The sequence below is a fragment of the Microvirga terricola genome (assembly GCF_011777495.1).
In the GTDB taxonomy this organism is placed as follows: Bacteria; Pseudomonadota; Alphaproteobacteria; order Rhizobiales; family Beijerinckiaceae; genus Microvirga; species Microvirga terricola.
This window is the reverse complement of sequence record NZ_JAATJS010000003.1, coordinates 412,519-426,570: the sequence shown is the minus strand read 5'-3', so window position 1 is coordinate 426,570 and position 14,052 is coordinate 412,519. Positions and strand designations below refer to the sequence as shown.

The following is a 14,052-nucleotide window of genomic DNA, read 5'->3' as shown; positions in this document are numbered from 1 at the left end:
GGCGTCTACCGCCGGCTCGACGGGGAGTTCTTAAAAATGGAACAGACGTGGCGGTGGTTCGGCCCCGACGACGTTGTCAGACTCTCGCACATCCGCCAGACCGGCGCGACCGGCATCGTCACGGCGTTGCATCAAATCCCTTACGGGGTCGTGTGGGGCGTCGAGGATATCGAAGCGCGCAAGGGGCTAATCGCCGCCGATCCCGCCCTCGGCCTGCGCTGGAGTGTCGTCGAGAGTCTGCCGGTCCACGAATCGATCAAGATCGGTGAAGGCGATCTCACGCCTTTGTTCGACAATTACCGTCAATCGCTGCGCAATCTCGCACAATGCGGCATCACGACCGTCTGCTACAACTTCATGCCGGTGCTGGACTGGACGCGGACGGAGCTTGCCTACCCGCTGCCCGGCGGTGGAACGGCCTTGCGCTTCAATGCGCATGAACATGCGGCCTTCGACTGCTTCACGCTTGAACGCCCCGGCGCGGAGGCGGACCATTCACCGGAAGTCCTGGCGCGGGCGCGGGAGTGGTTCAATCGCTCGACGGAAGCCGACCGCCGCAAGCTTCTCGCCAACATCATGGCCGGCTTGCCGGGCGCCTATGACCGCTATGACATTCCCGGCCTTCGCCGCATGCTCGACCGTTATCGCGATATCGATGCGAAACGCCTGCGGGACAATCTCGCGCGCTTCCTGCGCGAGGTCATTCCGGTCGCGGAAGAGGTCGGGATTCGCATGTGCATCCACCCGGACGATCCGCCGCGTCCGCTCATGGGCCTGCCGCGCATCGTCTCCAATGCGGACGATCTGGCTTTCATCATCGGCGCGGTCGATTCTCCCGCCAACGGTATCACGCTCTGCAGCGGGTCGCTCGGCGCAGGTCCGGCGAACAACGTTCCCGCCATTGGCCGGCGTTTCGCGGACAAAATCTATTTCGCGCATCTGCGAAATGTGGCGAAAGAACCGGACGGATCGTTCATGGAAGCCGATCACCTCGGCGGTGACACCGACATGGTGGCGGTTGTGACGGTTCTGCTTGAGGAGCAACAGCGCAGGAAGGCGGCGGGAGATCCGAAGTGGCGCATCCCGATGCGACCCGACCACGGGCATGAACTGCTGGATGATGTCGGCAAGCCGACCCATCCGGGATACCCCGCCATCGGCCGCATGAGGGGCCTCGCCGAACTGCGCGGCGTGATGACGGCGGTGTCTCAGTTGCGCAATCTTCCGCTCTAGGCTTCCGGCATCAGTCGCGAGCGCGTGAGAAAGCGTTTTTCCCGACCATTGTCGAGGGAGAACATGCCGCCACGTCCGGGCACGACGTCCAGGATCAGTTGCGTGTGCTGCCAGGCCGCGAACTGAGACTCGCTGATATAGACCGGGACATCGGCAATCGTGCCGAGCAGAACGTCCCGGTCACCGACGATGAAGTCCCCTTGCGCGTAGCACATCGGAGACGAGCCATCGCAGCATCCTCCGGATTGATGAAACAGGATCGGGCCGTGCTCGGCCTTGATCTCCTCGATCAACGCCAATGCCGCCGGCGTCGCTTCGACGCGCACAGGTTCGGTCATGGTGATGCTCCAGGTGGGCGGCGCGGGCGACAACGCCCGCGCCGTCAGTCTCTTTAGAAGAAGCCGAGCTTCTTCGGGCTATAGCTGACCAGCATGTTTTTGGTCTGCTGGTAATGATCGAGCATCATGCTGTGGTTTTCGCGGCCGATGCCGGATTGCTTGTAGCCGCCGAAGGCCGCATGGGCCGGATAGGCGTGATAGCAATTGGTCCACACGCGGCCGGCCTTAATCGCCCGTCCGAAGCGATAGCACCGGTTCGCCTCGCGGCTCCACACGCCGGCGCCGAGGCCGTAGAGCGTGTCGTTGGCGATGTGCAACGCCTCGTCATCGTCCTTGAAGGTCGTGACGGAGACGACGGGACCGAAGATTTCTTCCTGGAACACGCGCATCTTGTTGTGCCCGCGCAGGACCGTCGGCTTCACGTAATAGCCGCCCGCAAGATCGCCCGACAGTTTGTTGCGCTCGCCACCGCGCAGCACTTCCGCGCCTTCCTGCCGCCCGATGTCGAAATAGCTCAAAATCTTCTCGAGCTGTTCGGACGACGCCTGCGCGCCGATCATGGTCGCGGGATTGAGCGGATCGCCCTGGACAATCTCGTCGACGCGTTTGAGCGCCCGCTCCATGAAGCGATCATAGATGCTCTCGTGGATCAGGGCGCGGCTCGGGCAGGTGCAGACCTCGCCCTGGTTGAGCGCGAACATGACGAACCCTTCGATGGCCTTGTCGAAGTAATCGTCATCCTCGTTGGCGACATCCTTGAAGAAGATGTTCGGTGACTTGCCGCCAAGCTCCAGCGTGACCGGGATCAGGTTATGGCTGGCATATTGCATGATGAGGCGACCGGTCGTGGTCTCGCCCGTGAATGCGATCTTGGCGATGCGCGGGCTCGATGCGAGCGGCTTGCCCGCTTCCAGGCCGAAGCCGTTGACGATGTTGAGAACGCCCGGCGGCAGAAGATCGCCGATCAGTTCCGCCCAGACCAGAATGGAAGCGGGCGTCTGTTCGGCGGGCTTGATGACCACGCAATTACCGGCAGCGAGCGCCGGAGCGAGCTTCCACGTCGCCATCAGAAGCGGGAAGTTCCACGGAATGATCTGGCCGACGACGCCGAGAGGTTCGTGGAAGTGATAGGCGATTGTATCGTGGTCGATCTCGGAAATGCCGCCTTCCTGCGCGCGGATACAGCCCGCGAAATAGCGGAAATGATCGATGGCGAGTGGCAGGTCGGCTGCGGTGGTTTCGCGGATCGGCTTGCCGTTGTCCCAGGTCTCGGCCTCCGCCAGCAGCGCGAGATTGTCTTCCATGCGCTGTGCGATGGCGTTGAGGATCACGCTGCGCTCGGCCGCACTGGTGCGACCCCAGGTGTCCTTGGCCGCATGCGCAGCGTCAAGCGCGAGTTCCACGTCTGCCGCGTCCGAGCGGGCGATCTCGCAGAGCACCTGACCGTTGACGGGAGACGTGTTCGCAAAATACCGGCCGCTTGTCGACTCGACCCACTCACCGCCGATATAGTTGCCGTACTTCGCCTTGAACTTGGGCTGTGCTGTGCGCACGAATTCCGGCTTGTTCATCGCTTCCTCTCCTCATCGCGCCATCCGCGGCGTCTTGATCGTCAGACTTGGCGCGAAGGCGGGACTTGTCATCGCCTCCCGAAGAGGAGCCTCGGAGGAAGTGTCGCAGATCTGCGACAGTTATCGGCCACGCTGAAGGCCGAGGCGCTTCATTTTGCGATGCAACGTGGCGCGGCTGATGTGGAGCGCCGCGGCAGCCTCGGAGACATTGCCCTTCGCTCGCGCCAGTGCGCGCCTGACGGCGCTTCGCTCGGCGTCAATCAAATCGTGCTCTGCGTCGTCCTTCAGCACTTCCTGTGCCGGAAGCAAGGCCGCGATCCGAGCGTCGGTGATGCCGAAAGCGAGCCGCGCGGCGCGGGTCGCGCCGATGACGAGGTCGTCATGATCGAGAGCGAGAAGTCCCGCTCCGCCCGCCGACGCCCCATCGACCAGGACGATGCGGGCTTGCGGGAAGGCCTTGCGGAAATTCAGCGCTTCGATCTGGCGCGCGGCGTCCGCAACTGCTGTCGCAATCAAGCCGACATAGCCCTCGGTGAGATCCGCGCGGCAGGAAGAGACATCGAGGCAGGCGGCGAGCTGGCCGGTGTGATCGTAAACCGGCGCGACGGTGCAACTGAGACCCGTATTGCGGGCGTGAAAGTGCTGGTCCCGATGAATGGTCAGCGCCCTGCCCTCCGCGAGACAGGTGCCGATGCCATTGGTGCCTTCGGCCTCTTCGCTCCACACCGCTCCAGTCCAAAGCCCCCAACGGTAGAAGGTTGAATCGTCAGTCGCCGCACCGCGCCGGTCCAGAGGGACACCGTTGCGGTCCGAAAACAGAACACAGCAGCCCGCATCGCCAACGGCCTGGAACAGCCGGTCGAGAGGCGCCTGCGCGGAATGAAGCAAGGGCTCCAGCCCCTCGCGCGCCTCGCGCAACTCCTGGCCGGTCAAGGTTCGGGGCGGGCGAGATTCGAGCGGGTCGAGGCCATAGCGCGTCAGGGAACGCTGCCAGGAGGCCGCGACAACTGACCGCGCCGGCATGGAGGTTTCCAACGCCTGCGCAATGCGCGCCGCGTGGCCGCGTTCGGGGGACGAGCCCATAGCGTTTCCTCAACCTTGTTCTTATGCTCTCAGAATGATGCACACCTCAAACCGTTGCCCAACCGCTCCTTTCGGGGAATTAGCCGGGAAACTGTCGAGGTGGCATTCCAGCGCGTAAATGGGGCGCAACAAGGGGCGGGACCAGTCGAACCGGTCGCCTCATCAACCGCTATCCCGCGCCACCGGGCTTGCTGCGACCAGCCAACCGGCACTAAGGGATTACGCGCAGGCTGCCGCCTCCATCGGCACTACATTTTAAAACCCAACCCCATCCCCGGACACAAGGGCGGAAGGCTTTCAGCTGACCATGACTTCTTTAAGCGGAAAGGGACTTCTGGCGACGGGCGCCCACTGGGTTGAACGGGATGCCCTTATTCGCGAGCTGAGCGAACGCATCGTCCAGGCGAAAACGGCCACCGCCTCGCTTCTGGACTGGTGCGAGGAGCACGGCCTTTCCGACGGCCCCATCATCGCCCGCCGCCTTCAGGACGACCGGACCTTGTCCGCGCGGGACTTGTCGCTCCCCGCGCTTGGCGCGATGTCCGAAGAGCTCATCCGTCACCGTCGCGTCGAGCTTGCCCGTGGCGATTTACCTCTTGTGACCGCGGACAATTGGTTCCTGCCCAGCCGCCTGTCGGCGCAGATGAATGAAGCTTTGGATGGGACTGATCTACCCTTCGGAGCAGTGATTGCGCCGCTTGATCCGGCGCGACGCAATTTCGCCATCCATTTCAACGACCCCGGCGACGGCGAAGCCTGGGGGCCGGACACAATCCTCGAACACCAAGCCGTCGTGATCGACGGGAAGGGCCGACCGCTCGCCGTGGTTCGCGAACGCTTCCAGGCCGCGCTCATCTCCTTCTCCTCGCGCCCCTAGCGCTGCGCTCTCCCCACGAAAGACAACCCCCGTGAGCTTCCTCGCAATCGGCACATCCATCTGCATCGCCCTTGCGGGCATGATCTCGGCCGAGATGCTCAAAGCGGTTGGCGGAGCGATGTCGCTCTCGCGCTGGCGCATGGTGACGGGTTTCATCATGATGGCGCTAGTGGCGACGATCACCAGCGGCTGGAGCACCCTTCACGCCGGCCACATCCCGCTGATCCTCCTGTCGAGCGTCTCAGGCATCGTCATAGCCGACCCCGCGCTCAACGGCGGCATCGCGCGGATCGGAGCCCGGCGTACGGCGCTGATTTTTTCCTTGAGCGCGCCGTTCGCCGCAATCCTCGGCTTTCTCGTGCTGGGCGAAACCCTCGGGCCTACTCAGGTTCTCGGTTGCGCTTTGGTCGTGTGCGGGATCGTGCTGGCCGTCGGCTTCGGAAAGCCGACCACCCAGCCAGCAGCGGACCCCGATCTGGCGCAGGAAAGTTCGGTCCATAGCGAGACGCGCCCTTCCATGAAGGGAATTCTTCTCGTTGTCCTGGCGGCCCTGGGACAGGCGGTCGGCATTCTCTCGATGCGCCCGGTGATGATGGATCACGTCGATCCGTTCGGTGTGATGGCCGTACGTGTGCTCGCCGCCGGGATCATCATGTGGGGGCTCTATCTCGCTTCCCCGCGGACATGGAAGATCGGCATCCTCATCCCGAGCGCGCGCCCTCTAGCGCTCCTCTCGCTCGGCATGTTCATCGGCTATGTCGTCGGCATGTCGATGCTGATGATGGCGCTCACGGCAACGAGCGTCGCTATCGCCTCGACCCTGTCATCCATGGCGCCGGTCGCCATTCTTCCGATGTTGTGGCTGCGGACCGGCGTTCAGCCCGCGTGGCAGGCGTGGTGCGGTGCACTGGTCGCCATCGCCGGGATCGCAATCATCTTCTGGCGATAAGCAGGGGCGGCCTGCTTGCCGGAGGCCCCGGCTGTCACCGCGAGCCCCGTTTGACGCTCGAGCATCATCAAAGCTTTCTTGCGCCCTTCATGGAGACGCTCGCCTTCGAGCGCTGCCTCCAGATAGACGATGGCGCGGCCGGGGAACGCGTCCAGGACGACACGGTAGATGTGCGTCCAGCTTCCCGCCGGCTCGCGGTGGACTACGACATAGAGAGAGGACGGCTCGGCGCGGCCGAAGCGGTTCTTCCAGGCGCAATTGGCGACGAAAAGAACCTGATCGTCAGGTCTCACGCTCAACGGCAGATCGGGCTGGCTGCCTTGCGGCATCAGTCGACTCCTTACGAATGAGCAGACTGGCGCAGTGGCATGATCCCGTTTGGTTGCCGGTTCGGCCACATCCCCCCTTTCGGGAGCGCCACCTTGCTCGGTCAGCAGGTTGGCGTTGGGCGGTTCAAGCCCAACTCTTGATGTGCTTTTGGTCATAACGCAGCGCGGGACATTGTTCAACCAGCTTTACCGGAAATCCCGCGTCTTCACCTTGATGCCGTGGCCCTGCCTGAGATCGGGAATAGAGATGTCGCGCGGCTTACGGCCGAGCGCATCGCGCTCGCGCGGATCGGGGCGGCCGCCGGTTATAGCCTCGTCACCCCGTCCATGGGGCAGCGGGAAAGGTTCGCCCCGTTCGCCCACGCTCCGCAGAAGATCGGAGAGATCGATGAGATGCTCCGCAACCACATGGATCACCTCCCCTTCCCTCTGCACACGGCCTCGGCAGGCGACCATGCCTGCGGACAGGATGAGACGACGCTGCTTTTCATACAGAGCCGGCCAGATGATGAGATTGGCCACATCCGTCTCGTCCTCGATGGTCATGAACAGCACGCCCTTGGCAGAGCCCGGCTTCTGACGAACGAGGATGAGACCCGGCACCGTCACGCGCTGCCCGTCTCGAGCGGTTCTCAAATCCGCACAATAAATCATGCGCCGCTGCGCCAGATCCTCGCGAAGGAAGGCCAGCGGATGGCGGCGCAGGGTCACTCCTTTCGAGCGGTAATCCTCCACAACCTCCCGGCCGGATGTCATGGGCGTGAGAGAGACGGTTGGCTCTGTGGTCTCTGCACGCACGCGTGCATCCCGCTCGTCCGCCGCCACGAAGAGCGGCAGAGGCGCATCGCTCAAGCCTTTGATCGTCCAGAGCGCATCGCGACGATTGTTGCCGAGCGACCCGAAGGCATCGGCCTCTGCCAACCGTTCGAGCGCAGCGGCAGGTACATGCGCGCGCAATTGCAACTCCTCGAAGGACGAGAATGGAGCATCGCCGCGCGAAAGAGCTATGGCCGCGCCATCGGCATTGGAGAGCCCCTTCACTAGACGCAGGCCAAGGCGCACGGCGAAACGCGTTTTGTCGCCTATCGACTCCAGCGTGCTATCCCACCGCGAATGGTTCACATCGACGGGGCGCACTTCGATGCCATGCTGGCGCGCATCGCGCACGATCTGCGCCGGAGCGTAAAAGCCCATCGATTGCGCATTGAGAAGCGCGCAGCAGAACACATCAGGATGATGGCATTTCATCCAGGACGAGGCATAGGCGATGAGCGCGAAAGAGGCCGCGTGGCTTTCAGGAAAACCATATGAGCCGAAGCCTTCGAGCTGCCGGAAGATGCGATCGGCAAACTCTTGAGAGTAACTGCGCTCCAGCATGCCGCTCATCAGCTTTTCCTGAAATTTCGACACATCTCCCTTGAACTTGAAAGTCGCCATGGAGCGGCGCAGTCGATCCGCTTCGGAGGGGGTGAATCCCGCGCATTCGATGGCCACTCGCATGGCCTGTTCCTGAAATAGAGGAATGCCGAGGGTCTTTTTTAAGACTCGTTCGAGTTCCGGTGTTGGGTAATCTTCTTTCTCCCGCCCCTCGCGACGGCGGATATAGGGGTGCACCATGTCGCCCTGAATGGGACCGGGCCTGACGATGGCGACCTCGATGACCAAGTCGTAAAATGTCTTAGGCTTCATGCGGGGCAACATCGCCATCTGCGCCCGGCTTTCGATCTGGAACACGCCGAGCGTGTCGGCCTTGCAGATCATGGCATAAGTCTGTTCATCGCCCTCAGGGATGGAAGCCAGATCGTGCGCAACATCTTTATGCTCGCGCAAAAGATCGAAGGCGCGGCGCATGCAGCCGAGCATGCCGAGGCCGAGCACATCGACCTTCATGAAGCGCAGGATCTCGATGTCGTTCTTATCCCACTCGATCACCTGCCGGTTGTCCATGGCGGCGGGCTCGATGGGCACGAGATCGTCGAGGCGATCCTGCGTCAGCACGAAACCGCCCGGATGCTGGGAGAGATGGCGCGGCGCGCCGATGAGGTCGCGGGACAGCTCAAGCGTGAGACGAAGGCGCGGATCGGCGAGATTGAGGTTGAGTTCCTTCACATCGCGCTCGTTGACCCCTTCCTCGCTCCAGCCCCAGACGAGCCCGGCCAATCCCGCCGTGACGTCTTCCGGCACGCCCAGAACCTTGCCAACCTCTCGCACCGCGCCGCGCGAGCGGTAGCAACTCACCACGGCGGTGAGCGCCGCGCGATTGCGGCCATAGGTGTCGTAGATCCATTGGATCACCTCCTCCCGCCGCTCGTGCTCGAAATCGACGTCGATATCCGGCGGCTCGTTGCGCTCCTGCGAGATGAAGCGCTCGAATAGAAGTTCGGAACGGACGGGATCGATGGAGGTGATTCCGAGAACGTAACAGACGGCGGAATTCGCTGCAGACCCCCGTCCCTGGCAGAGAATACCCTCTCCGCGGGCAAAGCTCACGATGGAATGGACGGTGAGGAAGTAAGGCGCGTACTCAAGGCTCTCGATCAGATTCAATTCATGCCGCAACTGGGCAGCGACCTGATCGGACAGACCTTCGGGGTAACGGTTTTTCGCGCCCTCCCAAGTCAGCCGCTCCAGCTTCTCCTGTGCCGTCTCGCCGGGTTCTGTCTCGCTCGGATATTGATAGCGCAATTCGTCCATCGAAAACTGGCAGCGCCTGACGATCTCGCCCGTCCGCGCGACCGCCTCGGGGTGGCGCTCGAACAGCCTCTTCATTTCAGTCGGATCTTTCAGGAAGCGATCCGCGTGCCGCTCCAGGCGAAAGCCCGCTTCATCGATGGTGCAGCCCTGGCGGATACAGGCCACCACATCCTGCAACATGCGGCGTGTCGGGTGATGATAGAGAATGTCGCCCATCGCAACGCTCGGCACGCCTGCTGCTTGCGCGGCCTGCTCCACCTGCCAGAGGCGCACATGCTCCTCCGGAGCGAAACGACGGATCAGCGCCATGTAGGCGCGGTTGCCGAAGGTGCGCTTCAGCCGACGTAAGTTTGCCGCAAGCGTCTCGTCCGCATGATCGCTCAGAAGCACGGCGAGAAGACCCTCGTTCCAGACCTCCACGTCATCCCAGGTCAGCGCGCATTTGCCCTTGCCCGCGCGGCTCTTGCCGAGGCTGAGCAGGCGGCACAGGCGGGAATAGGCAGCCTTGTTGGTAGGATAGACGAGAAGCGACGTGCCATCGATGAGATCGAGCCGGCAGCCGACCACGAGACGCACACCCGTTTCCTTCGACGCCTCGTAGGCGCGCACGATGCCGGCCAGTGAATTGCGATCGACGATGCCGAGCGCAGAAATGCCGAGAAACTTCGCCTGCTCGAACAACTCGCGCGGGCTCGAAGCGCCCCGCAAGAACGAGAAATGCGTCGTGACCTGAAGCTCTGCGTAGCTCATGCAAAAAGCCCGTGCAGCCACCAGCGGCCACCTTCGTCGGCAGGCGCATCACGAAAGAGCCAGAAGCGCGCGCCCTCTTCGTTCTCAACCCGGTAGTAATCGCGCAAGGATGCGCGCTCCTTTTCCGAGAGCCACCATTCGCCGGTGATGCGCTCCGGCCCGTCCGCCTTGGTTACGCGATGGCGCACGCGTCGCCAGATGAAGAAGGCAGGCGGATGATCCGGCAGAAGCGCCGTCGCGGTCACGGGCTCGGGCGGATCGAGCAGACGCGCCGGGCGCGGCAGGCCTTCGGGCCATGTGAGCCCTGTGAGCGGCGCAAGCGCGGGAATGCGCTGCGTGGAGCGCTCCGGCACACGGCTCTCGACCGGCGCGATACGATAAACGTGCTTCGCCCCCAGTCGCGCGCCGAGCCTGTCGACGAGACGGCTGAGATCCACGTCGGATGCGCCATCGCCTCGCAAGCTTGCGGCCTCTATCTGCTTGTCGCTGAGAGGCTCGACCTTGCTGGCGATGAGGATCGCCGCCTCGATGCCGAAACCGGGATCGACCGTTTGCAGGCGCTCGTCGAAAAGCTTGGCGAGATGCTTTGCGTCCCGCGTCGCTTTCGCCGTGCCGACGCGAAGCGCAATGTTCTGCCGGTCCACGCGCTCGAAAATCAGATCGAGCCGCCGCACGCCGAGCGATGCGCGGACGAGATCACCGCAGAGCAATTGCGCCAAACGCTGCACGATGGCAGCGAGATCCTCGAGCCGCCCAACGGGTTCTGCGAAACTCACGCGCTGAAGCGGCGTCTCTTTCGGCAACAGCGGATCGAGCGGCTCGAAGGCATGCCCGAAAGCCTGGTCCAGCCGCAACGCCACGTCCTTGCCGAACCGACGTACCATCGGCGCGCGCGGCATGGCGGCGAGTTGGCCGATCCGCTCGATGCCGAGGCGGTGCATTCCGTCGAGGGTTTGATGCGGCAGGCGCAAAGCCGCGATGGGAAGGCTCGCAATGGCATCCACCGTGCAGCGCGGTGGGATGATGGATTGGTCGCCATAACGCGCCATGGCCCAGGCCGCGCCCGGTGCATCGGCAACGCAGGCCACGGCAGTGATCCCTTGCCCTGTCAGCCTTCGCGCGAGATGGGCAATCAGCTTTTCTTCGCCGCCGAAGAGATGGGACGATCCGGCAATGTCGATCCAGATTCCATCCGGCGGGTTGGGCGCGACGATGGGCGAATAGCCGATGCACCAACGCGCCAGTTCGGTGAGAGACGCTTCATCCTCTGCCAGTACCGCATCGACGATATGCAGGTTCGGCACCATGGCCTGCGCATGAGCGATGGTCTGACCCGCGCGTAATCCCAGCGTATGGGCGGCGTGATCGGCCGCGCCGATCAGGCGGCGCGAGCCCTCCGTGATGACGGTGACGAGCGGCTCATCCAGCAGCGGCGCGCCGAGCCGGCGTCTGATCCGGTCGGTCGGCCACGTCGGAAGGTAGAGCGAGACGACCCTTCTCATCGCAGGCCTCCAAAATCCAGGAATGGGGTTCGCCGCCACGACAGCGCAGAAGCTCTACATGCCAGCGGGCGCGGCCAAGGCCCGGCGCGGGCGGAGCAAGAGAAGAATGGGGCGAGATGCGCCAGCGCGTCATCGCTGCGCTCGGCAGGCTGGCGAGTTCTTTCTCCGCCACATTCCACCAGCGGCGCAGCACGAAAGCTGGCACACCGGATGCCTCGGCGGCCAGTTGAAGTCGCCGCGAGGCCGTCAGGCCAAGGCGCGTCACCTCGCCGATGACGGCAGCAAGCCCCTTCTCATGCAGCCCCTCCTCCATCGCCGCCAGCACATCGCGCTCGCGGAACGTTTCGGCATAGATCACCCGGTCGGGATGAAGCCCCGCCCTCATGAGGCCCGGCGCAAAAAGATCGCGACGATTGAGGCACCACAGCACAGTCCCGTTCAGGCGCGCCGCGACCCCGGCCACGAAGAGCGTCGCTGCTCCGGCGAATTCGGCGGCAGGTCCCGCCTCGATCCATTCATGCAAGGCCCCCAGAGCAAGCCCTCCGCCGGGCAGATGCCCGTCGACAGGCTCGATGCCGAACGGCAACGCGGCACGACGGCGATGCCCGTGTTCCAGGCGATCGATCCGATGCCGTAAGTCGGCAAGCATTCTCTGTTGCCCGGTACGCATGCACCTTGCCCAAACATCTCGGCTCTCATCAATGTTCTCATTATGTTCTAATTTAAGAAGGAGTCAAATGGACCTTCCATCATGAGTCAGCGACGTTTCATCCTCGACTCAATATCGTTCTATTTAACGAACAATCACCTAGGATCTCCTTTTCAAAAATTGGCCAATCGCAGTCGCTTTCCATGGAGAGTGCGAAGAATTTTCCAAGATTCCATCCCACTTGAGAAGACATTATCTGCCCGTAGCGTTCTAAAAAAAGAACATTCTCGTTGCTGATGACGGTCATTCCCGGGATAATCACACCCATCGATCGCGTTATCCGCCCCCCTCGCAAGGAAGGACCGACCCTTGTCTCTCGCTCCCCGCTTCAAACCGAAATCCAGCCTTGCTGCCCTGACGACCGCATCGCTCCTCGTGGGCCTGTGGAGCGCAGCTCTGGCTGCTGGCCAGCCCGACAAGCCGGTCACGGGCGGCACGCTGGTTTATCTCGAGCAACAGGCTCACACGAACCTCTATCCACCGGCGGGCGGCTTCTATCCGAATGGCGGCATCCTCAACCAGATCACCGACAAGCTGACCTACCAGAATCCCGAGACGCTGGAGATCGAGCCCTGGATCGCCGAGTCCTGGTCCATCAATGCGGATGCGACCGAATACACGTTCAAGATCCGCCCCGGCGTCACCTTCTCCGATGGCACGCCGCTCGACGCGAATGCGGTGGCGAAGAACTACGACACCTTCGGCCTCGGCAACAAAGCGCTGAAACTTCCGGTCTCGGAAGTGATCAACAATTACGACCGCAGCGAAGTCATCGATGCCCACACGGTGAAGTTCACTTTCAAGAAACCTTCCCCCGGCTTCCTGCAAGGCACATCAGTGATCGGCTCCGGCCTCGTCTCGCTCGCCACACTGACGCTGCCTTATGACGAACTCGGCGACGCGACAAAGATCATCGGGTCCGGCCCGTTCGTCGTCGCGAGCGAGAAGATCGGCCGCGAACTTACGCTGACCGCCCGCAAGGACTACAATTGGGGACCGGCGAAGCTGGAGCACCAGGGCCGCGCTTATCTCGACGGGATCAAGCTCATCATCACGCCGGAAGACAGCGTGCGCATCGGCGCGCTGCTTGCCGGACAGGCGGACTATATCCGCCAGATCCAGGCTTATGACGAGAAGCAGGTCGAGGCGCAGAAGTACAAGATCCACGCGCCTTCGACGCGCGGCGTCAACAACAGCGTCGTGTTCCGGCCCGATAATCCGCTGGTTGCGGATGTCCGCGTCCGTCGCGCCCTGCTGCACGCCACCAATTCCAGCGAGATCATCTCGACGCTGTTCTCTGCGAACTATCCGAAGGCGACATCCATCATTGCCAAAACGGCGCAGGGCTATGTCGACATCTCTCCGAAGCTGACCTACGGTCTCAACAAGGCCAAGGCGCTGCTCGATGAAGCCGGTTGGACCGTGGGCGCGAACGGCGTCCGTCAGAAAGATGGTCAGCAACTCGTGTTGACGGCCTATGAATCTCCGCCGCAGCCGCAGAACAAGGAGACGCTGCAACTCGTCGCCCAGCAATGGGGCAAGGTCGGCGTGAAGCTGAACGTGCTTGTGGGCGATGCCGGCAGCAAGACGCTGGACAGTCTCGACCCGCTCAAGACCGCCGTCGCACCAGGCATGGTCGGACGCGCGGACCCGGACGTGATCAAGAGCCACTTTTACCCGACCAACCGCAACGTGCTGCTGCAGAAGGGCGGCAACAGCGACAAGGTCAAGTCTTTCGTCGACGATAAGCTGAACGCGCTGCTCGACGGGCTGGCCTCCGAGCCCAACAAGGAGAAGCGCCTCGCCATCGTCGGCGACGTCCAGAACTACGTCGTCGACCAAGCCTACGCCATTCCGATCTTCGAAGAGCCGCAGGCCTTTGCCGCCGCTCCTTATGTCAGGGGCGTCGGCTTCGAGGCGGTCGGACGCCCCAGTTTCTACAACGTATGGCTCGCGCCGCGCTGAGCATCAATCGCTCGGATTGCATCTGCCGTCCGGGCGGCCTTCGCGGACCCGT

Annotated in this window: 11 protein-coding genes and 1 riboswitch; of the genes, 4 read left to right on the top strand and 7 right to left on the bottom strand. The window is 62.9% G+C overall.

What is annotated here, in order from left to right:
* The first annotated feature begins 36 nt into the window (after positions 1 to 36).
* Positions 37 to 1,233, top strand: a complete 1,197-nt coding sequence (uxuA, locus tag HB375_RS10420) for a mannonate dehydratase (protein WP_167672918.1) — start codon at positions 37 to 39, stop codon at positions 1,231 to 1,233.
* Here the strand turns inward: uxuA and HB375_RS10415 are convergent.
* From HB375_RS10415 to HB375_RS10405, 3 genes are all read right to left on the bottom strand, one after another.
* A complete protein-coding gene (locus tag HB375_RS10415) occupies positions 1,230 to 1,571 on the bottom strand; it encodes a DUF779 domain-containing protein (protein WP_167672917.1) in 342 nt (113 codons plus the stop codon). The genes uxuA and HB375_RS10415 overlap by 4 nt on opposite strands.
* A 53-nt stretch (positions 1,572 to 1,624) precedes the next feature.
* Positions 1,625 to 3,142, bottom strand: a complete 1,518-nt coding sequence (gene adh, locus HB375_RS10410; RefSeq protein WP_167672916.1) for an aldehyde dehydrogenase — start codon at positions 3,140 to 3,142, stop codon at positions 1,625 to 1,627.
* Positions 3,143 to 3,262: 120 nt separating this feature from the next.
* A complete protein-coding gene (locus HB375_RS10405; protein WP_167672915.1) occupies positions 3,263 to 4,225 on the bottom strand; it encodes a GAF domain-containing protein in 963 nt (320 codons plus the stop codon).
* A gap of 307 nt (positions 4,226 to 4,532) precedes the next feature.
* Here HB375_RS10405 and HB375_RS10400 point away from each other — a divergent pair, with 307 nt between their 5' ends.
* The gene (locus HB375_RS10400; protein WP_167672914.1) at positions 4,533 to 5,102 is read left to right on the top strand and encodes a hypothetical protein; all 570 of its coding nucleotides are present in this window, start codon (positions 4,533 to 4,535) and stop codon (positions 5,100 to 5,102) included.
* 31 nt (positions 5,103 to 5,133) lie between these two features.
* Entirely contained in the window at positions 5,134 to 6,051 is a 918-nt protein-coding gene (locus HB375_RS18505; protein ID WP_167672913.1) for an EamA family transporter, read from the top strand.
* Here HB375_RS18505 and HB375_RS10390 read toward each other — a convergent pair.
* The 4 genes from HB375_RS10390 to HB375_RS10375 all read right to left on the bottom strand — a co-directional run bounded on the left by HB375_RS10390 (position 5,979) and on the right by HB375_RS10375 (position 11,996).
* The gene (locus HB375_RS10390; protein WP_167672912.1) at positions 5,979 to 6,380 is read right to left on the bottom strand and encodes a hypothetical protein; all 402 of its coding nucleotides are present in this window, start codon (positions 6,378 to 6,380) and stop codon (positions 5,979 to 5,981) included. The genes HB375_RS18505 and HB375_RS10390 overlap by 73 nt on opposite strands.
* A gap of 39 nt (positions 6,381 to 6,419) precedes the next feature.
* Positions 6,420 to 6,529: riboswitch (SAM-I-IV-variant riboswitch) on the bottom strand.
* A 37-nt stretch (positions 6,530 to 6,566) separates the two neighbouring features.
* Positions 6,567 to 9,824, bottom strand: coding sequence for an error-prone DNA polymerase (locus HB375_RS10385; protein WP_167672911.1), 3,258 nt, complete (start codon positions 9,822 to 9,824; stop codon positions 6,567 to 6,569).
* The gene (locus HB375_RS10380) at positions 9,821 to 11,326 is read right to left on the bottom strand and encodes a DUF6504 family protein (RefSeq protein ID WP_167672910.1); all 1,506 of its coding nucleotides are present in this window, start codon (positions 11,324 to 11,326) and stop codon (positions 9,821 to 9,823) included. The genes HB375_RS10385 and HB375_RS10380 overlap by 4 nt, the downstream gene beginning before the upstream one ends.
* A complete protein-coding gene (locus tag HB375_RS10375; RefSeq protein WP_167672909.1) occupies positions 11,244 to 11,996 on the bottom strand; it encodes an ImuA family protein in 753 nt (250 codons plus the stop codon). The genes HB375_RS10380 and HB375_RS10375 overlap by 83 nt, the downstream gene beginning before the upstream one ends.
* A 348-nt stretch (positions 11,997 to 12,344) precedes the next feature.
* Here HB375_RS10375 and HB375_RS10370 point away from each other — a divergent pair, with 348 nt between their 5' ends.
* Positions 12,345 to 14,000, top strand: a complete 1,656-nt coding sequence (locus HB375_RS10370) for a TIGR04028 family ABC transporter substrate-binding protein (protein ID WP_167672908.1) — start codon at positions 12,345 to 12,347, stop codon at positions 13,998 to 14,000.
* The last annotated feature ends 52 nt before the right edge of the window (positions 14,001 to 14,052 follow it).

What these genes read in the sequence shown, in the direction of transcription:
- HB375_RS10400 (WP_167672914.1), top strand. Translation starts at nt 4,533, where the DNA reads ATGACTTCTTTAAGCGGAAAGGGACTTCTGGCGACGGGCGCCCACTGG.
- HB375_RS10405 (WP_167672915.1), bottom strand. Translation starts at nt 4,225, where the DNA reads ATGGGCTCGTCCCCCGAACGCGGCCACGCGGCGCGCATTGCGCAGGCG.
- HB375_RS10380 (WP_167672910.1), bottom strand. Translation starts at nt 11,326, where the DNA reads ATGAGAAGGGTCGTCTCGCTCTACCTTCCGACGTGGCCGACCGACCGG.
- adh (WP_167672916.1), bottom strand. Translation starts at nt 3,142, where the DNA reads ATGAACAAGCCGGAATTCGTGCGCACAGCACAGCCCAAGTTCAAGGCG.
- uxuA (WP_167672918.1), top strand. Translation starts at nt 37, where the DNA reads ATGGAACAGACGTGGCGGTGGTTCGGCCCCGACGACGTTGTCAGACTC.
- HB375_RS10390 (WP_167672912.1), bottom strand. Translation starts at nt 6,380, where the DNA reads ATGCCGCAAGGCAGCCAGCCCGATCTGCCGTTGAGCGTGAGACCTGAC.
- HB375_RS10375 (WP_167672909.1), bottom strand. Translation starts at nt 11,996, where the DNA reads ATGCGTACCGGGCAACAGAGAATGCTTGCCGACTTACGGCATCGGATC.
- HB375_RS10385 (WP_167672911.1), bottom strand. Translation starts at nt 9,824, where the DNA reads ATGAGCTACGCAGAGCTTCAGGTCACGACGCATTTCTCGTTCTTGCGG.
- HB375_RS10415 (WP_167672917.1), bottom strand. Translation starts at nt 1,571, where the DNA reads ATGACCGAACCTGTGCGCGTCGAAGCGACGCCGGCGGCATTGGCGTTG.